This is a genomic window from Algoriphagus persicinus, from assembly GCF_035156415.1.
GTDB classification, from domain to species: Bacteria; Bacteroidota; Bacteroidia; order Cytophagales; family Cyclobacteriaceae; genus Algoriphagus; species Algoriphagus persicinus.
In genome coordinates, this window is the sequence record NZ_JAYEEY010000038.1 from 1 (window position 1) to 17027 (window position 17027).

The 17027-nt window shown below is 40.8% G+C and carries 15 protein-coding genes; 4 read left to right on the forward strand and 11 right to left on the reverse strand.

The window, feature by feature from the left end; translation table 11 throughout:
• Positions 1-536: 536 nt before the first annotated feature.
• From U3A58_RS20030 to U3A58_RS20045, 4 genes are all read right to left on the reverse strand, one after another.
• On the reverse strand, positions 537-1538 hold the full coding sequence (locus U3A58_RS20030; protein WP_323826181.1) for a Gfo/Idh/MocA family protein: 1002 nt from the start codon (positions 1536-1538) through the stop codon (positions 537-539).
• Positions 1539-1601: 63 nt separating this feature from the next.
• On the reverse strand, positions 1602-2111 hold the full coding sequence (locus U3A58_RS20035) for a heme-binding domain-containing protein (RefSeq protein WP_323826182.1): 510 nt from the start codon (positions 2109-2111) through the stop codon (positions 1602-1604).
• Between the two features lie 312 nt (positions 2112-2423).
• Entirely contained in the window at positions 2424-2657 is a 234-nt protein-coding gene (locus U3A58_RS20040; RefSeq protein WP_323826183.1) for a hypothetical protein, read from the reverse strand.
• A 302-nt stretch (positions 2658-2959) separates the two neighbouring features.
• Complete coding sequence (locus U3A58_RS20045) at positions 2960-4426, reverse strand: Gfo/Idh/MocA family protein (protein WP_323826184.1); 1467 nt, start codon at positions 4424-4426, stop codon at positions 2960-2962.
• 411 nt (positions 4427-4837) lie between these two features.
• On the opposite strand from U3A58_RS20045, the gene U3A58_RS20050 reads away from it, so the two are divergent.
• Genes U3A58_RS20050 through U3A58_RS20060 form a run of 3 tightly spaced genes read left to right on the forward strand, consistent with a single transcriptional unit; the run spans position 4838 to position 7651 of the window.
• Positions 4838-5962, forward strand: coding sequence for a Re/Si-specific NAD(P)(+) transhydrogenase subunit alpha (locus tag U3A58_RS20050; RefSeq protein WP_323826185.1), 1125 nt, complete (start codon positions 4838-4840; stop codon positions 5960-5962).
• A gap of 19 nt (positions 5963-5981) precedes the next feature.
• Positions 5982-6269: an NAD(P) transhydrogenase subunit alpha part 2 gene (locus U3A58_RS20055; RefSeq protein ID WP_086501027.1), complete on the forward strand. Its 288-nt coding sequence runs from the start codon at positions 5982-5984 to the stop codon at positions 6267-6269.
• The gene (locus U3A58_RS20060) at positions 6266-7651 is read left to right on the forward strand and encodes an NAD(P)(+) transhydrogenase (Re/Si-specific) subunit beta (RefSeq protein ID WP_323826186.1); all 1386 of its coding nucleotides are present in this window, start codon (positions 6266-6268) and stop codon (positions 7649-7651) included. The genes U3A58_RS20055 and U3A58_RS20060 overlap by 4 nt, the downstream gene beginning before the upstream one ends.
• A 256-nt stretch (positions 7652-7907) precedes the next feature.
• On the opposite strand, the gene U3A58_RS20065 is transcribed toward U3A58_RS20060, so the two are convergent.
• The 7 genes from U3A58_RS20065 to U3A58_RS20095 all read right to left on the reverse strand — a co-directional run bounded on the left by U3A58_RS20065 (position 7908) and on the right by U3A58_RS20095 (position 13970).
• Complete coding sequence (locus tag U3A58_RS20065) at positions 7908-8852, reverse strand: dihydrodipicolinate synthase family protein (RefSeq protein ID WP_323826187.1); 945 nt, start codon at positions 8850-8852, stop codon at positions 7908-7910.
• A gap of 22 nt (positions 8853-8874) precedes the next feature.
• The gene (locus U3A58_RS20070; RefSeq protein WP_323826188.1) at positions 8875-9885 is read right to left on the reverse strand and encodes a sialidase family protein; all 1011 of its coding nucleotides are present in this window, start codon (positions 9883-9885) and stop codon (positions 8875-8877) included.
• 91 nt (positions 9886-9976) lie between these two features.
• Positions 9977-11176 (reverse strand): glucuronyl esterase domain-containing protein, encoded by a 1200-nt coding sequence (locus tag U3A58_RS20075; protein ID WP_323826189.1) that lies wholly within the window; start codon positions 11174-11176, stop codon positions 9977-9979.
• Complete coding sequence (locus tag U3A58_RS20080; protein WP_323826190.1) at positions 11173-11295, reverse strand: hypothetical protein; 123 nt, start codon at positions 11293-11295, stop codon at positions 11173-11175. The genes U3A58_RS20075 and U3A58_RS20080 overlap by 4 nt, the downstream gene beginning before the upstream one ends.
• A 6-nt stretch (positions 11296-11301) precedes the next feature.
• Positions 11302-12753 (reverse strand): PhoPQ-activated pathogenicity-related family protein, encoded by a 1452-nt coding sequence (locus tag U3A58_RS20085; RefSeq protein WP_323826191.1) that lies wholly within the window; start codon positions 12751-12753, stop codon positions 11302-11304.
• Between the two features lie 303 nt (positions 12754-13056).
• Complete coding sequence (locus U3A58_RS20090; RefSeq protein ID WP_323826192.1) at positions 13057-13296, reverse strand: sialidase family protein; 240 nt, start codon at positions 13294-13296, stop codon at positions 13057-13059.
• Entirely contained in the window at positions 13293-13970 is a 678-nt protein-coding gene (locus U3A58_RS20095; protein ID WP_323826193.1) for a sialidase family protein, read from the reverse strand. Before U3A58_RS20095 ends, U3A58_RS20090 begins: the two co-directional genes overlap by 4 nt.
• 497 nt (positions 13971-14467) lie before the next feature.
• Here U3A58_RS20095 and U3A58_RS20100 point away from each other — a divergent pair, with 497 nt between their 5' ends.
• Complete coding sequence (locus tag U3A58_RS20100) at positions 14468-16285, forward strand: alkaline phosphatase (protein ID WP_323826194.1); 1818 nt, start codon at positions 14468-14470, stop codon at positions 16283-16285.
• The last annotated feature ends 742 nt before the right edge of the window (positions 16286-17027 follow it).

Here is a 17027-nt window from a genome sequence, read left to right on the forward strand (position 1 = left end):
TCGCTATGCTTCACTTTTCGCTCTCACCGTAGCGGTGCTACGACTCGATCTCCAAAGTGACTGATTTTCTTGCAGTTTGAACCCTCGTTACGAATCCTAATGCATAGTCCGGGTTAAAAAGCAGCGAAGTGCTACATGATAAGGTAAACTAAAGTGCGGATAAGAAAATTCGGTAGATGCTGAGAATCTAGAGAAAATTAATTTACCACTGTTCGTGGTGTCAGGAGTGGTGATCATTTCGGTTAGTTGAGGCACAAACCGATGCTAGGGTGGAAATATTTCGCTCCTTCAGACCTTTTGCAATTTTCCTTCATTTTATAACCTAGCCCTGTCGAGCTAGGCTGTGATATATCGGGCTTTCAGCCCTTTTATAATTATGAGGTTTCGTCGCCGTTCGTGTCATCACGAATGGCTTACATCCCAAGTTTATTTCGGTTTGTGAAGAGATACACAAGGAGGCGAGGATAATAATTCAAATATGTTTCCTTAGCTGTGCACTTTGCGTTTTCTTCGTGGTCTTTGTGGTTAAAAAACTTTCAGACTTTTTCCTTCACCAGATGATCCATCACCCAGTTGGCTCGTGCTCCACTGATCCCCATGCTTGGGCAAGTATCCGTTCCCAAAAGATCGCCAACTATGGTTTTGATAAGGGGTTGCTGTATGTGTTTTGGAAGATCGAAGGAGAAGTTTTCTATTCCTTGATGATCTGTTTCCATGGTGAATTCTCCCTTGCCAAATGTCTCATAACTGATTTTTCCTTTGCTGCCATAGATTATCGTTTCGTCTATTTCTGCAGTTTCCGATGTAGTAAAGCACCAGTTTCCTGTTCCAAGTATTCCACTTTCGAACACAAAACTACCAGCCACAATGTCTTCAGCTTCATAAGTATCTGCTTGATTCGAGGCAAATCCATTGGAATGGATGATTTTCCCAAAGAAAAAATCTAACAAGTCTAGCTGATGCGATGCTAGGTCGATGAAGTATCCACCACCGGCTAGCTCAGGATCTACTCGCCAATTGGTATCTACTTTTGTGATCAAAGAAGCATCCAGCTTTTGCTTGAGATTGATATGAACAGTGCGGATTTCCCCCAGTAGTCCTACAGAGATCAGCTGTTTGATTTTGGAGAAGTGCGGTAGTTCTCTGCGATAATAGGCTACATAAAGCGGAATATTGGCTTTCTCGCACACTTCGATCATCTCCAGACATTCGGCGTGAGTTCGCGCCATGGGTTTTTCTACGTACACAGGTTTGCCTGCCGCTGCGGCAAGTTTTGTAAGTTCCAAATGGGCATTTGGAGGAGTTGCAATGTAGATAGCGTTTACTTCAGGATCATTGACGAGATCATTTGCTGAAGTGTACCATTTGGCAATTCCGTGTCGCCTGGCGTAGTCTTTTACTTTTTCTTCCGAGCGGCGCATGACCGCCACTATCTTACTATTTGGAATGAGGTTCATTGCAGGGGCGGATTTGACTTCGCAGACATTTCCTACGCCTAAAATTCCCCATCGTACTTCGGTGTCTTGGATTTTGCTCATAACCTAAAAATAGGGCATACGATTCAATCCAAGACTATCTAATGCTCTAAATCTAAAGATTGTTTATTCTGCTGGAGGAGGACTTCTTCTTTTCATCACCAAGCTATCCGCTGGATAAGTAGCCTTCAAATAGGCCATTTGGTCTTTTGCCCAGTCTATAATCACTTGGCGATCTGCATCAGAAATATTTGCTTCAGGATGAAGTCCAAAGTAGGTGTAAGACTCCAAAGGCATCTCTTTCTCTTCAACCAATTCTATAACTTCTTCAAACTTATGATTTTGATAAGCCAAAGGTCGATTGGTGAATTCGTCAAAATTCAAATCTCCTTTTCCTTCTTGAATGTGTTGGTTTAGCCAATAACCAATAGGTTCTACGCTAGCATACCATGGGTATTCGGAAGTATTGGTGTGGCAATTGTTACAGGCATTTATTAGTAGTTTGTTCACATTGTCTGGGATGTCGTAGCTACCAGAGATAGGGTGCTCTGCGGGTTTTCCCTCATTTTTCTCATAAGGAACAAACTGTATGGCAACTAGGACGACTAAAATGACTAATCCGATTTTTTTCAACATGGTTTATAGATTTGCTGGTTAGACTCAAGGAGTATGCTTGAGTTTAATGTATCTAATAATTTAGCGAAAGACAATTCGAGGGGAGTTTGTAATGGGGCTAAGCATGATTTGAAATCAATTTGCCCACATTCAGTTAGTGAATTGCACTTTCAAGTAAATTTTCGACTTCAGCCTCGTCGGGTTACGCACAATAGTTCAGTAGAATCAGTTCTTGAAAATATTTCTACAAAATCGGTTAATCAAACGAGGGGATGTGAGATTGACTATATAGTTTCTTGCCTGAAGGTTATTCTGGAAATTCCAGAATAACTTCTACCGTTTATGCCACGATTTACCTTTGTTTTTTGAGTAGAAACTCCCTTTTGGGCTTTCTCCTAATAATTCTTTTCCGCCATCAGCTAGGTCTGTAAATTCGCCAGGGCTTGCAGGATTCCCCATATATCGTTGAATCCATGTCTCGCCCTCATCCACAGAATATTCAATTTTAAGTGTGTTAGTAGGGCAGATACGAATTAGTTCTTTTCCCTTTTTAATCATTTGTGCCATTTATCAATTTATTTAATTCTCGCCAATCTAAGAATGCTTGTCGTTTAAAAAAAAACTAAGCAAAGTATTTATGGATAAAATCCTATTTATTATCACTTCCTTCTAAAATATTTATTGTTTTGGCTACTCAAAATATTAAAGTCTCCACCCAATAGTTTTAAAACCACTTCAAAAAGGTAGGTTTTAAGGTTCTGGGTTTGGAAGATTCTTCGATCGGCTGGTTTGTACTACTGTATTATAATATGGAAACCCGTTCAAAATCAATTTGAACGGGTTTCGAATGATTTATTTTATGTGGTGAATTACATTTCCCACCCTTCTCGATACGTACGCCCTACAAATTGGTTGGCATCTTCGAAGTTTGTGATGAGTAGTTTGTCTCCGTCCCAAAGTAATTTCTTACGACCGTAAAATTCTGGTTGTCCTTTGCTGTTTTCTCTACGCAGCATATAGCTTCGGATAGCAAGGTTTCCCATCAAAACAGTTTCGGTCATCGGGCCAGCATAGTCAAATGATGAGGTTAATCCTTTGTGCTCCATACTTCCAAAACCCGCCTTACATGCATCCACCCATTTTCTTTGGTGTCCGTATTCTGGCTCCAGGTTTTCTTCCGTTTGTGGACCAAATTCCTGGGTGCCGTCGTTGAGGTATAATTTGGGCATCAGTGGAGAACTGTCATTGATATTGGTGGAAATAATCCCTTTTTCGCCAATAATCAAGACGCCATTCGCACTGCCGCCTCCTCCAATGTCATGATCTGCCGGGATTATATCTGGGTGTGCAGGGCGAATACCTCCGTCACTCCATGTCATATTGATAGGCGATTTGCTTTTGGCAGTAGCCGCAAAATTCAACGAAATGAAGGAGGAAGCAGGACAGCCTTCTGGATGGTAATCCGGAGTCCACATGCCACTATATACTGAACCAACACTGCATTCAGCGTCAGTTGGGTAGTGTAAACCTAAGGTTCTAAATGGAATATCGATCAAATGGCATCCCACATCACCAAGAGCACCGGTACCGTAATTCCACCAGCCTCTCCAGCTGAATGGGTGGAGATCTGGGGTATAAGGAATCTCTGGAGATGGGCCTAACCATAAATCCCAGTTCAAAGCATCAGGCTTAGCGCTAGGATTAGGCTTTGGAAAGGCACCGCCTTGCGGCCAGACTGGCCTATTTGTCCAAACTTCTACTTTGGATATTTTACCGATTTTGTCATCATCTACCCATTTCTGTACTAGTTTCAATAGTTCATTTGAACCACCTTGATTGCCCATTTGGGTTACTACTTTCTGACTTCTTGCCATCTCAGTCAGCATTCTTGCCTCCTTGATGTTATGAGTCATCGGCTTCTGCACATAGACGTGCTTGCCACGCTCCATGGCATATTTGGCTGCTGGACCGTGAACATGATCTGGAGTAGAAATGGTTACCGCATCGATATCTTTCTCCTTATCGAGCATTTCTCTGAAGTCAGCATATCGCTTCGCCTCTGGGAATCTTTCAACTGATGCTTTAGCAGATCCCGAAAAATCAACATCACAAAGTGCTGCTACTCGCTCACGCCCATTTACTGAGGCATTTCGAATATCGCTGGCTCCCTTTCCTCCGGCTCCGATTGCTGCCAAATTCAATTGATCACTGGGAGCAATAAATCCTACTCCTCCCAGCACGTGGCGGGGAACGATCATAAATGAGGAGGCCATTGCTGCGTTTTTGATAAAATCCCTTCGGGTTTGTCCCTCAGGATTTTTCTTGGGGTTCTGCATGAGGTTATTAGTTTAAAGTCAAATAAGTAAGCTAAAAATAGGGATTTATTTTTTTGGATGAATCCTGTTTATTTTCAAACCATGAATAAGGAATGATCAGTGGTAAAGTTTGAAAATATCCGTAAACCATATTTTTATTAAGAATGGGGTCTGACTTCTTACTTATTTTAAAAAAAATATTTACTCAATGAAAAATACGGTTAAAATTTGTTGTGCAATCGATCGCATTATTGGTGAACTAGGTTTTTTTTGGTTTAAGTTTCATTTTATTTATTTTCATTTTACCAATAGAAAATATCATGAAATAGTAAAAAATCAGGATAATGCAGGTAGCTCATGCAAGAATTTCCTACTTTCTTTGAATTATTGAAACGCAATAGCTTTGAAATTAACAAATTCAACTAGTCTGAAATGAAAATAGGAGTTTTAAAAGAGACGAAGGAAGGTGAAAAAAGGGTAGCACTTAGTCCGGATGTCATCAAGCAATTGATCAAAAAAGAGTTTTCGGTCATTGTAGAGCAAGGAGCTGGTATCGGATCCAATTTTTCTGATGAGGACTACAGGGAGGCAGGAGCTACGGTAGGGAATACTCAGGATGTATTTGCGACAGATGCTCTACTTAAGGTCAATCTTTTTACGAAAGATGAAATTGCTCAGATGAAGAATGGCTGCGCATGTATCTCTATTATGTATGCTTACAACTATCCGGAAGTTCTGGATGAAATGAATAAGAAATCCATTATGTCTTTCTCTATGGATGCGGTGCCCCGCATTTCCAGAGCACAAAAAATGGACTGCCTGAGTTCGCAAGCTAATCTTGCCGGGTATAAATCTGTGCTTCTTGGCGCAAATTATCTGGAGAAAATTTTCCCATTGATGATGACTGCCTCTGGTACGATTACTCCTGCCAAGGTCTTGATTTTTGGTGCCGGAGTGGCTGGGCTGCAGGCTATCGCTACTGCTAAGAGACTCGGCGCAGTGGTAGAAGTCAGTGACGTGCGTCCCGAAACCAAGGAGCAGGTAGAATCTCTTGGAGGGAGGTTTTTGGTGGTAGAAGGAGCAGAAGAGGTCAAAGTAGAAGGGGGATATGCGTCTGAAGTTTCTGCTGAGTTTCTTCAAAAACAGAAAGAACTCATTCAAAGTAAGATCAAGGATTCAGATCTTGTGATCACCACTGCATTGGTCATGGGCAAAAAATCACCAATTCTAGTGACTGAGGAAATGGTCAAAAGCATGAAAAAAGGAGCTGTGATTGTGGATATGGCTGTGGAATCGGGAGGGAATTGCGAAATCTCCGAGAAAGATCAAATAATTAGGAAACATGGAGTGACCATCATTGGAGAGTCAAATTTGCCGTCGCTTCTGTCCACTAATGCAAGCCAGCTTTATGCCACCAATATCAGCACATTACTGCTGCACTTGGCTACCAAAGATGGATTCAATCTTGACCGAGAAGAAGAAATCACCAAAGGTGTTTTGATCACTTTTGAAGGTAAAGTGGTGCACGAATTCACGAATAAAATTTTAAATAAATAAGAATTAACCTTTTCAAATTATGAGCTCAGAAGCACTGATTATTCTGATTTATATACTTGTTCTGGCAAGTTTTCTGGGATTTGAGCTAATCGCCAAAGTTCCCCCAACCTTGCATACGCCGTTGATGTCTGGTTCCAATGCAATTTCTGGGATCACCATCGTAGGAGCACTTTTGGCCTGTAACGAAATGGGCTATACCACCCTAAGTAAATGGCTGGGAATGGTCGCTTTGGTACTAGCCACCATCAACGTAGTCGGCGGCTACACTGTCACAGATCGTATGCTTAAAATGTTCAAGAAAAAATGAGTATAGCCATAGAATTAGCTTATTTGATCGCCTCCATCTTGTTTGTGGTGGGGATGAAAATGTTGAATAAAACCAAGTCAGCTCGAAAAGGTAACCGCCTTTCTGCTTTGGGGATGCTGATAGCCATTCTGGCTACAATGATTCAGATTGATGCAATTTCTCTAGTCGAGATTCTTGCCTGTATAGTCTTGGGATCAGCTATTGGTCTTTATTATGCCAATAAGGTTGAGATGACCAAAATGCCGGAAATGGTAGCGATTTTCAATGGATTTGGTGGATTGGCCTCATTTTCAGTAGCTCTTTCGGATTATTTTCTAAGGACGGAAGTCAACTTGGAATCTATCGGACTAGTGACAGTGATCAGTATCATTGTTTCTGTCTTTATAGGTGGCCTTACCTTTACTGGTTCCTTGGTGGCTTTTCTGAAGCTAAATGGAAATATTTCAGGTTCGCCCATTACTTTCAAAGGTCAGCATCCAATAAACTTGGTTTTGTTTTTAGGGTTTTTGACAGCAGCGGTATTTACTGTAATTGATCAAACTGATCCTATGCTGATTATCATTCTGATAGTGATTGCATTGGTTTTGGGTGTCTTAACTGTGATTCCAATCGGTGGAGCAGATATGCCGGTGGTGATTTCCTTGTTGAATTCTTACTCGGGAATGGCGGCCTGTGCTACTGGTTTTATCCTAAATAACAATGTGTTAATCGTAGCTGGCTCATTGGTAGGGGCATCGGGTATTATCTTGACACAGATCATGTGTAAAGCCATGAATCGTTCTTTAGTCAATGTACTTCTAGGAGGTTTTGGGCAGACAGTAAATGAGGCACAAGGAGATGGTCCATCCATTACCGTAAAAGAAATAGGAGTGGAGGAGACCGCTATGTTGTTTGACGGAGTTTCTTCTGTGATCGTAGTTCCAGGGTATGGGATGGCAGTTGCTCAGGCACAGCATGTGATTCGTGAGCTAATGGAGCAATGCGAGAAAAGAAACATTGAGTTTAAGTTTGCTATTCACCCTGTTGCCGGAAGGATGCCGGGGCACATGAATGTGCTATTGGCAGAAGCAAATATCTCTTACGACAAACTGATAGAAATGGAATCCATTAACGATGAATTCCCAAGCACGGATTTGGTGCTGATCGTCGGAGCAAATGACGTGGTAAACCCTGCTGCCAGAAATAATCCCCAAAGCCCGATTTATGGTATGCCTATCTTGAATGCAGATAAAGCCAGAACGGTAATCGTCTGTAAGCGAAGTATGGGTAAAGGCTATGCTGGCGTGGAAAACGAGCTATTTGGCTATCCAAATTGCCTGATGCTCTTCGGCGATGCCAAACAGACTATCACTAAAGTAGTCTCTGAAATGAAGGAGATGTAATAAACCTAATATGATTATCCGAAATGGATCCAGGAGCCTCATTTTCTTTGGCTTGCTGGCAGGAAGACCGGAGACGGGTGACCGAAGTGGCCTCAATTCTAAAGTTTACCATCTGTTCTGGTGCTTTTAAATCCCTACTGCTAGAATAGCGAACATGCATATTAATACTATTCTCAAACCTATTGAACAGGGCTATCTGGATTTTCAGGTAGCCCTTTTTCATTTTTAGGTAGGATCTAATAAAATACTAGGAGTTTTATGACTCTATTTTGCGTGAAAGAACTTTCTCTACAGCCTCTTTCACCGCTTCATACTTTCCTTTCAGGGCTTCTTTTTCTTTTTCATCGAAAGCACGAAGAGGCAAGGCTAAAATCCCCTGACATAATCCCTCAAAAGACATGGATGCTTTCAAACCTTTCAGGTAATTGGATCGGTAAGTTCCATGACTATAGAGGTTTTTGCTTAGAAATTGCACAGTATCATTTAGGCCTTTTATCCTTTCCTTGTCCTGGTATTCTAGTGCTTCGAAAAGTTTGACATATAGGGCAGGAAACAAGTTTGCACCGCCTGTCACGCCTCCATGACCCCCCATATTCATTGTTTCCAATAATATTTCCTCTGGCCCTACTAACACAGTGAATTCTGCGTATTCCCGAAAAGTGTCGCAAAGGGATTCAAAATATTTTTGATCTCCCGAACTGTCCTTTATTCCTATGATATTTGGGTGATCAGCCAGAATCTTAACGGTTTCTAAATCAATATTTATCCCCGTGTGAGAAGGCATATTGTATAGGTAAAGCGGGAGATCCAAATCATCAGCCAGTCGAGAGAAATAATAAGCCAGTTCGTCCTGCCCCACATTCATGTAGAAAGGCGTAGTTGCGACCAGAATATCAGCTTCAGCTTCTTTGGCGCACGCAGCCAAATCCAAACTTTCCTGAAAAGAACAATCCGTAATTCCGACTAAAACGGGAATCCTATGATTAACTTTTTTACAGGTCAAATCAATTAGCTGTTTCTTCACTTTTGAGCTTAAGCTGGCGAATTCTCCTGTGGTGCCTAAAATGAAGATTCCATGAACTCCACCCGCAATCATATGCTCAATAATGAGATCAAGGCTCTTTTCATCCAAGGAAAAATCTTGATTTAAGGGAGTAATCATTGGAGGGATAATGCCTCGAAAAGGTTTTGGAAATGACATAGACTAGGGTTGAAAAGTGTAATTATTCTAAGCTTAGGGAAACGTATTTTATTTTCTCTCTATTATAGGTATAAGTCATGTGAACTGAACCATCCTTTGCCTGGATAATGGCTGGGTAACTGAATTCACCTTCAGGTTGGTCTTCTAATACATGCAATTCTTCCCAATTCACTCCATCCATGGACATCATCAAAGAGAGCTTATTTCTACCTTTTTTAATCGGATTGCAAAGCAATAATTGTATCCCGCTTTCTAATGTTACCGCATCTATACCGGAATTGTTGTGGACTAATCCTGTGGATTCTACCGTAGTCCAGGATTTTCCTCCATCCGAGGACCAGGTTGTCCCTATTACACCTTCTTGCGTTCGGGCGAGCATCTGGAGTTTTCCATTTGGATGGAATAAGACCGTGGGCTGAATCGCATGAAAAGAGCCATTATCGATTTCTATCTTCTGCCAATTTTGGATGTCCGAAGTGGTAGTTTCCACATGCATGCTCCAAACTCCATTAGTTTCGAAGCTGCTCGGATGGAGTAGAGTGCCATCTGCCAAGCTCACGGATTTGTTTTTAACTGGCCCAAGCATGCCTGGGGGAATTTGAATAGCTTTAGACCAGGTCTTTCCACCGTCCTCTGAGGTTTTGTAGAGCCCCCACCATTCTCTGGGATTTGGGCCTTCCTTGTAGAAAAGGACAAGTTGTCCATCCGGATTCTGGTACAGGACAGGATTCCAGGTAGGATTTCGAAAGACTTTGTTTTCCACCCCATCAGCTACCATTTCTGGACTGGACCATGTTCCGTTTTCTAAAATGGATGTATAAATACTTACATCAGGATGTCTTTCGTACGTTCCTCCAAACCATGAAGCTAATATGCCTCGGTCAGTTTCCACTAAGGTAGAGGCATGACAAGAAGGGAATGGTGCAGTCTCGTATATGAACTCAGATTTCAGGATTTTAACTTTAGGTTTTTCAAACGGTGTATTTAAAAAACTAAGAGTAAGTGCTAGAAATATAGTGATCACTTGAAGCATAAATGTTCTGATTTAAAGAGGATAATTAAAGGTTTAAAATAACAAAAAGCAGTTAATAGTAGGGAAAACTATCTTGTACCTACCTGCATTTTCAATTTTTGTTCTGAAAGTTTAACTCCATGAAATCCATATAATGTTTCCAGTCTTCTAAAGTCAGACTGTGCTGACCATTTCTGATGTGATATCCCGCATGGTTTTGAATAATTGGGACCTTAAGATTTTCAAATTCTAATGGGAAAGAAACGCTCATTCCATAGATCTCGGTATAAACCCTGCTTCCCAATTTCATAGATAGATACTCTCCTTTTGGATCCGCCCATAAATCTTCTCTGGCACTTGAATAATAAATGGCTCTTGGAGCTACCATCATGGCTAGCATGTGCTGGTCTATGGGTAAGGAATTTTCATTATCATTATACTTTTTAAAATTATCATTAAACCAATGCGGGAAGGACGTATTGATAATCTTTATGGTTTCTCCAAACTTGCGTCTGGAAATTGCTGCACCACCGCAGCCAGATTCATTGGGCATGACAATAGCCCAACGATTATCATTGACTCCTGTCCAAAGAGCAGTTTTTCCAGCTCTGGAGTGCCCTATCAAAGCGGATTTTTTAGAATCGATTTTGGACTCCTGTTCGAAATAATCCATTGCCCTCATAGCTGCCCATCCCCAAGCACCAAAAGTTCGCATACCATCAGGTTTTGAAAGCTCCTCGGGATAAAGGGAAGAAATGACACCTTCGGAAAATTTATCAGCATCATCTGGAGCAACAGTTTCTCCATGAAATGATGCGGTTGCATAGCCTCGGTTGATCAGTTCCTCCACAGGCCAGAATCCTTCTTCCACAATAGTTCCATCTGTATAAGCCGGCCGGTGATTAATCAAAAGGGCCACTGGAACTGGGGATAGTGCAGATTTTGGTAAAAACACATTCAATCTCATGGTATGTGAATTTCCATTTCTGGAAACTGTAATGTCCAGCTCTTTGAAAATTGTTATCTCCGGAAATGGATTGGCGTTTTCTGATACTTCTTTAAAAGAAATGTCATCATAATCTATAGGAATTGGGCCATATACCTCTTCAGTAAAGAGCTTGATCAATTCTGGCTTTCGGATACTTTCCCAACCTGCTACACTCTTGATCAATAGCCCTTTTTCACTGACGAAAGGATCTGGTAATACTAAAGGAGGGACTTTATTTTCATCTTCATTTACTACATGCTGAGCCATAAGTGTTAGGTTTAAAGAAAGGAGAAAAATGAAGGAAAGAATAAGGGGGTTTTTCATATGATTATAATTTGATTTTTATGGGTCATAACCTGTCCCGTGACGAAGGAAACGGGATGGAATCTCGCATGGTAAATAATCATCCCACTGTGTGACGCTTGAGTCATGCTCGATTTCATTTTTAGTTAATTAGAACTTGTACTTGCTGAATGTGAAGGTTTCAATTCTTCAAAGGGATATTCTGTAGGTAAAACTTCTATTCCGCTTGTTACCTTGAGAGGAGCTTGACCTGCGAAAGTCACTTCCATTAAATATGCCTTGTAGCCCTTTTCTGGTACTTTCATTTGATATTCATAATGACCATTTGCTTCCATTGACAATTCAGACGATGTCCAATTGGGACCAAATACATCTACTCTAAAATCTCTTGTGTCTTCATTATATGCGGTCCAAATTTTAACAGAAATAGGCGGATTTGATGCATCAGCATCAAAAGAAATCAAATTCCCCTCTATTTTCCAATTGTACTTCGGTCTGGGGTTTTGATTTAGAATAGAAGAGTAAAAAGCGATCATATTAGGTAGTGCGTCCGATTGGCTGAGATCATGACCGAAATTTGGAACATATTGCATGTGTTTTTCTCCCGGAAGATCATTCCAGTAAAACTCCCAGCTATCGGGCTGAAAGAATTGATCTCCTGCAGCATTGATCAAAAGCTTGGGAAGGTTCATTTTCGTAGCGAAGGTATATGGCTCTGTAATGGCTAAGAGTCGGCCGAACTCAGGAGTACCCATCCATTCCATTATCCCTTCTTGCACATAGTCTTCAACTGCTGGAGCCCAAAAACCATAGTTTCTCCAATGATGGGTAAAGGATGGTTCCAGATTCAACATGTCAATTACAATTGGCACAATTGCAACGACACGATCATCCACCGCGGCGGTAGTCCAAGTGGTCCAACCTCTTTTGGATGCTCCACCGACCACATAGTTTTTTAGGTCTTTATCGTAATAGGTTTTTACCACCTCAGAGGTCGCATCCATTGCCAATTTTACAGCTTTTGTCATCGGTAACCGAGCCAACCAGATCGCATCTTCATCTTTGGCCCCTCCTTCCAGAAACTTTCTCCATCCATAGGCAATAATCGCATCTTCATATCTTTCTCCCAGGGTATCATTGGCAAAAGTCAAAGGTTGGAATGGGATGTTATGGACTTGAGCGACGATAGAATTAGTCTGCATGGCAGCAGCTAAAATCAGTTCATCGGGATTCTCAGGTAATTTTGTATCGGTACTTCCGCCACCAATCCACATCATGCCAGTTTCAAAAGGAGTGTCACGTGGCACCACGATAGAAACCCAATGCCACCATTCTGTTTTATCGACCAGATCAGTAGTGAGCCAATGCTGAGAAATCATTTTGAGTACATGATAATCATAATCAGCCCCTGTGACTGTACGGACAATTTCAAAGCTGAAAGTGGAATCAGGAGCCATTACATAATCCTTCAAAAGGTTTTCAGAAGTAATTTCAGGTTCCTCGATTTTTTCTTCCTGTTTCTGACAGGAAGAAATTAGAGCAAGAAAAATGACTCCAGATAGGAACAGCTTTAGTTGCCCATGAAAAAGCAATTTCATAAGAATTGGGTTTTAGGAAATGGCTTAAAAGCTAACGATTTATAGGCTCATTGACAACCTGAGCTCTAATGATTCTTATAAAGTGCAAGTGTTTGCTGTGCACTCAAAAGTAGTAAACTCAATTTTATCATTATTTTGAAGACTGATTTTTGTCATGTTGGAGTAGAACGGAACCAAGCCTAAGAGGTAGAGAACCTCAATTGATTGTTTTAAGAAACTTGCTCATGTGGAATACTTTTAACTTTCAAAAATGGCAGTTTTTCCTAATTTCTAATTTTGGCCTTTACAAAAAGATATCCAGCATCAATAGGCTAAGTAAATGGTCTTAAACACGATTTTAGAATAGTTGTCTTTTTCATAGATAATCCCGATACCATTGGATTCTAATTTCACCAAATCACTGTAGGCAGTGTAGCTGGAACTTCCGGGATCTTTTACCCCATCAATCAACGTGTTTTTCGGCCAAGTTTTTCCTTCATCGAAGCTGAATTTTATGCTAAGGTTATTTCTATGGAGGGTATCAGCATTGTTGGATTGAATCAATAAAACTGACCTGAAGAGTCTGTGAATGAGAGAATTGACCCTTGGCATACTGGATCAGGAAGCTCATTTTTAAATTCTGCCTCATCCCAAGTCTGTCCGCCATCAGAAGAATAAGCTAAAATCCGTTGTCTGATATCGCCTTTTTGATTTCTGATACTCATGACCATTCGATCATTAGGCAATTCAGCAGCGATGGATTCATTGGAGCCTGGGATAGCCACTGATTCTGAAATTCCAAATGTTTTCCCATGATCATCTGTGAAGAATCCATGTGCCTGATATTCGCTGAAATTCTCCTGAGGATCACCTTTCGAGTGATTTGCAGCCACATAAATTCTACCCTTGTATTTACCGTTTTGGAATTGGAATGCATGTCCTGGAGTAGTTGCATAATGCCTCCAATCTTCTGTAAAGTTGTAGTCTGGGTTGAATCCGAGATTGTTAGGTTTATGAGTCTGGACTGTAATATTTATGGGTTGCTCCCAGTTTTTACCTAGGTCAAAGGATTTCATCATCCATACTTCCCTTACACCTCGGTTCATCCGGATATCATACTCATGATTGTTGCCGGTATTGAAAAATAAGTAAACCACTCCTTCAGGATAATCTGGATCAAACACATCGACAACAGGAGCAGGGTTGCCAGCTTGCAAAGAATCATAATCAACAAGCATTTCTAGAGAAGACCATGTTTGTCCATGATCGCTACTTCTTTTCAGNCAGGAGCAGGGTTGCCAGCTTGCAAAGAATCATAATCAACAAGCATTTCTAGAGAAGACCATGTTTGTCCATGATCGCTACTTCTTTTCAGAACCAGGTTCACATCACCAAAATCATCGCTTCCATTGACTCTACCCTCAGCAAAAGCCAGAAGATCATTGTTGGGGAGTTTGACGATCGCCGGAATTCTGTAAATTTTATGACCTTCTGTTCCACCTTTAAAAACAACTGTTTCTTGAGCATAAGATCGGCTATGCATCAAGAAAAGGAAAATCAAAAGGAGTCGAATTGGATTTTGCATGAAGTGTTACAGGATTTAAGGATTAGTACATTCAAAATATACCAGACAAAGTTAAGAACCATCCGAAAGGGAAAGTTTATCAATTTGTTAAGCCTTTCAATTTTGAGGATTTTCCAGAAGATAGAAAATTAGAAAGGGTTATTTTTGAAAATGAACAAACTATTTTACAGTCCGTTTTTCCTGCTAATTTTTATTTCTTTCCAGATTTTTGGACAAGAGGCAAAGCAATTTCAAATCCACTCGCACAACGATTACTTGCAAACAGTCCCTTTTTGGACCGCATTTTCAGCTGGAGCCTCCTCGATCGAGGTAGATGTGATTTTGAAAGACGGTAAATTAATGGCGGCTCATGAAGCTGCCAGCATTGATCCAAAGCGAACCATTGAAAGTCTTTATTTGGATCCAATTTCCGAGGGGTTAAAAAATGGACTGATTTCTTCGATCAATTTTCATCTGCTCGTAGATCTGAAGACAGAGGCCTATTCCACACTGGAAGTTTTGGAAGAAAGCATGACGGACTATAAAGATGTTCTTTTTAGCACTGATAATCCGGGTGGTTTGACATTGATTATTTCAGGAAATAGACCAAAGCCTGGGGATTATAAGAATTATCCTGAATGGATGCTTTTCGATTACCAAAGCAAGGAATTGACTAAGGATCTACCATGGAGCAAAATAGGAATGGTAAGTCTGAGTTTCCGACAGTTTTCTGTCTGGAATGGAAAAGGTAGAATGGTGGAAGATGAGCGCCAGAACGTTCAGGACTTCATTGATTTGGTTCATAGCTTCGATAAACCCGTTCGCTTCTGGGGTTCTCCTGACAGCAAGTCTGCTTGGAAAGCATTTCACGAAATGGGGGAGGATTATATCAATACCGATCATCCAATAGATGCGGCAGAATACCTAAGTAAATTAGGAGAAAATGTCTATCAGAATACGTCAAAACATGAAGTTTACCAGCCAAAGTTCGAGGCGGATGGGGCGGAAGTTCCGGTGAAAAATGTGATTTTGATGATCGGGGATGGAAACGGCTTGGCTCAGATATCATCAGCTTTAGTGTCAAATAACAATCAGCTCAACCTCACACAGGTAAAGAATATCGGCTTGGTCAAAACTCAGGCTGCGGATGATTTTACCACTGACTCAGCTGCGGGAGCGACGGCATTTGCCACTGGTGAGAAAACGAATAATCGTGCCTTGGGCGTAGATTCAAATGGAGGTTCATTACCCAATCTCCCTGATATCCTTTATGAATATGGATTTGCAAGTGGAATTATTACCACAGATCAACTGACTGGAGCTACCCCTGCAGCATTCTATGCCCATCATGCAGAGCGTGATGATTCGGATGAGATAGCTGCTTTCTTAGCTAAAAGTAAGTTGGATTTATTCATCGGAGGTGGTGGAAATAGTTTTGATTCTCAAAAAGAAAATCTGAAAAGTGCTGGCTTTAAATTGATTGAAAGTTTAGAGCAAGTGGATGCCGATCGTGTAGGTTATTTTTCCGCAAAAGGGTCTTTATCTAAAAAACTCGATGGGAGAGGGGATTACTTACTGAAGAGTACAGCTTTTTCTCTCGAATTTTTTGACCAAAAAAGTAGACCTTTCTTCTTGATGGTGGAGGCTTCGAACATTGATTCAGGGGGTCATTCCAATAGTACCTCCATGATTGTATCTGAGATGTTGGATTTTGACGAAGTCATAGGAAAGGTGATTCAATACGTGGATGCTAATCCCAACACCTTGCTACTAATCACAGCAGATCATGAGACTGGTGGTGTGTCCATTCCTCAGGGAGATGTGGCTTCTTCCACTGTTGAACTGGCTTATCATAGCGAGGACCATACGGGGATAATGGTACCGATTTTTGCGTATGGAGCGCATTCAGGTGACTTCAGAGGAGTCTATGAGAATTCAGCCCTTTTTCATAAGATTATGAACTTGGTGAAAATGTATCATCAGAAATAGTGGATAGCAAAATCCTACCTTCTTCCAGCAATGGTGAAAGGAAGCATAAATAGATTTCGGACAAAGTCGAATGAAAGATCTATAGCGAACCCGAGAAGTCTAAAAGGGAGTAAAATCAACCAGATGATGGGGTAAAGTAATAGTCCAATAATTGCCAAAGGCCAGCAAAGGACAAATAGAATGCACCAGAGGAGAAAAGATATCATAATCAGTGTTTTTTGGCTGTAATCTCAATACCTGTTCCATACTTGGAAATCTTCTGGTAGAGTAGATAGGGCAGTTTTAGTCATGGATTCGTGTATCAATACCGTACATGTATAGGTTTGAATCGGACGTTCGGTCTTCTTTAACTATATAGCCCTAGTTGAAATATAGAGATTTTCTTCTCATAGGACAGGGTGTCAGAGAGATAAGCGGTTTTCTGAAGTCGATTTAGATGCGATACGGTCTTTGGCTCTAGGATGAAAAACCAAACCAAGAAATAACGAGCGGTAAGGGCGTTGAATTTTATGGGGGTGAGTTCTGTAATTTTTTTGTTGAATGGCACATTAAAGTTCAATAAAATTTCTAATTTCGTATAAATATTAAGAGTCAACCAGGCGAACTAGTTTCAATCGAAACGATTTATTTGATATCAGAAAGAAGTATTATTCAATTATTCCTTGAATAATTCTGTTTTACACTAGTGAGCAACAATTGAAAACTGATATTTAATCCTAGGTAAATTGTAAAGTGAATAAAT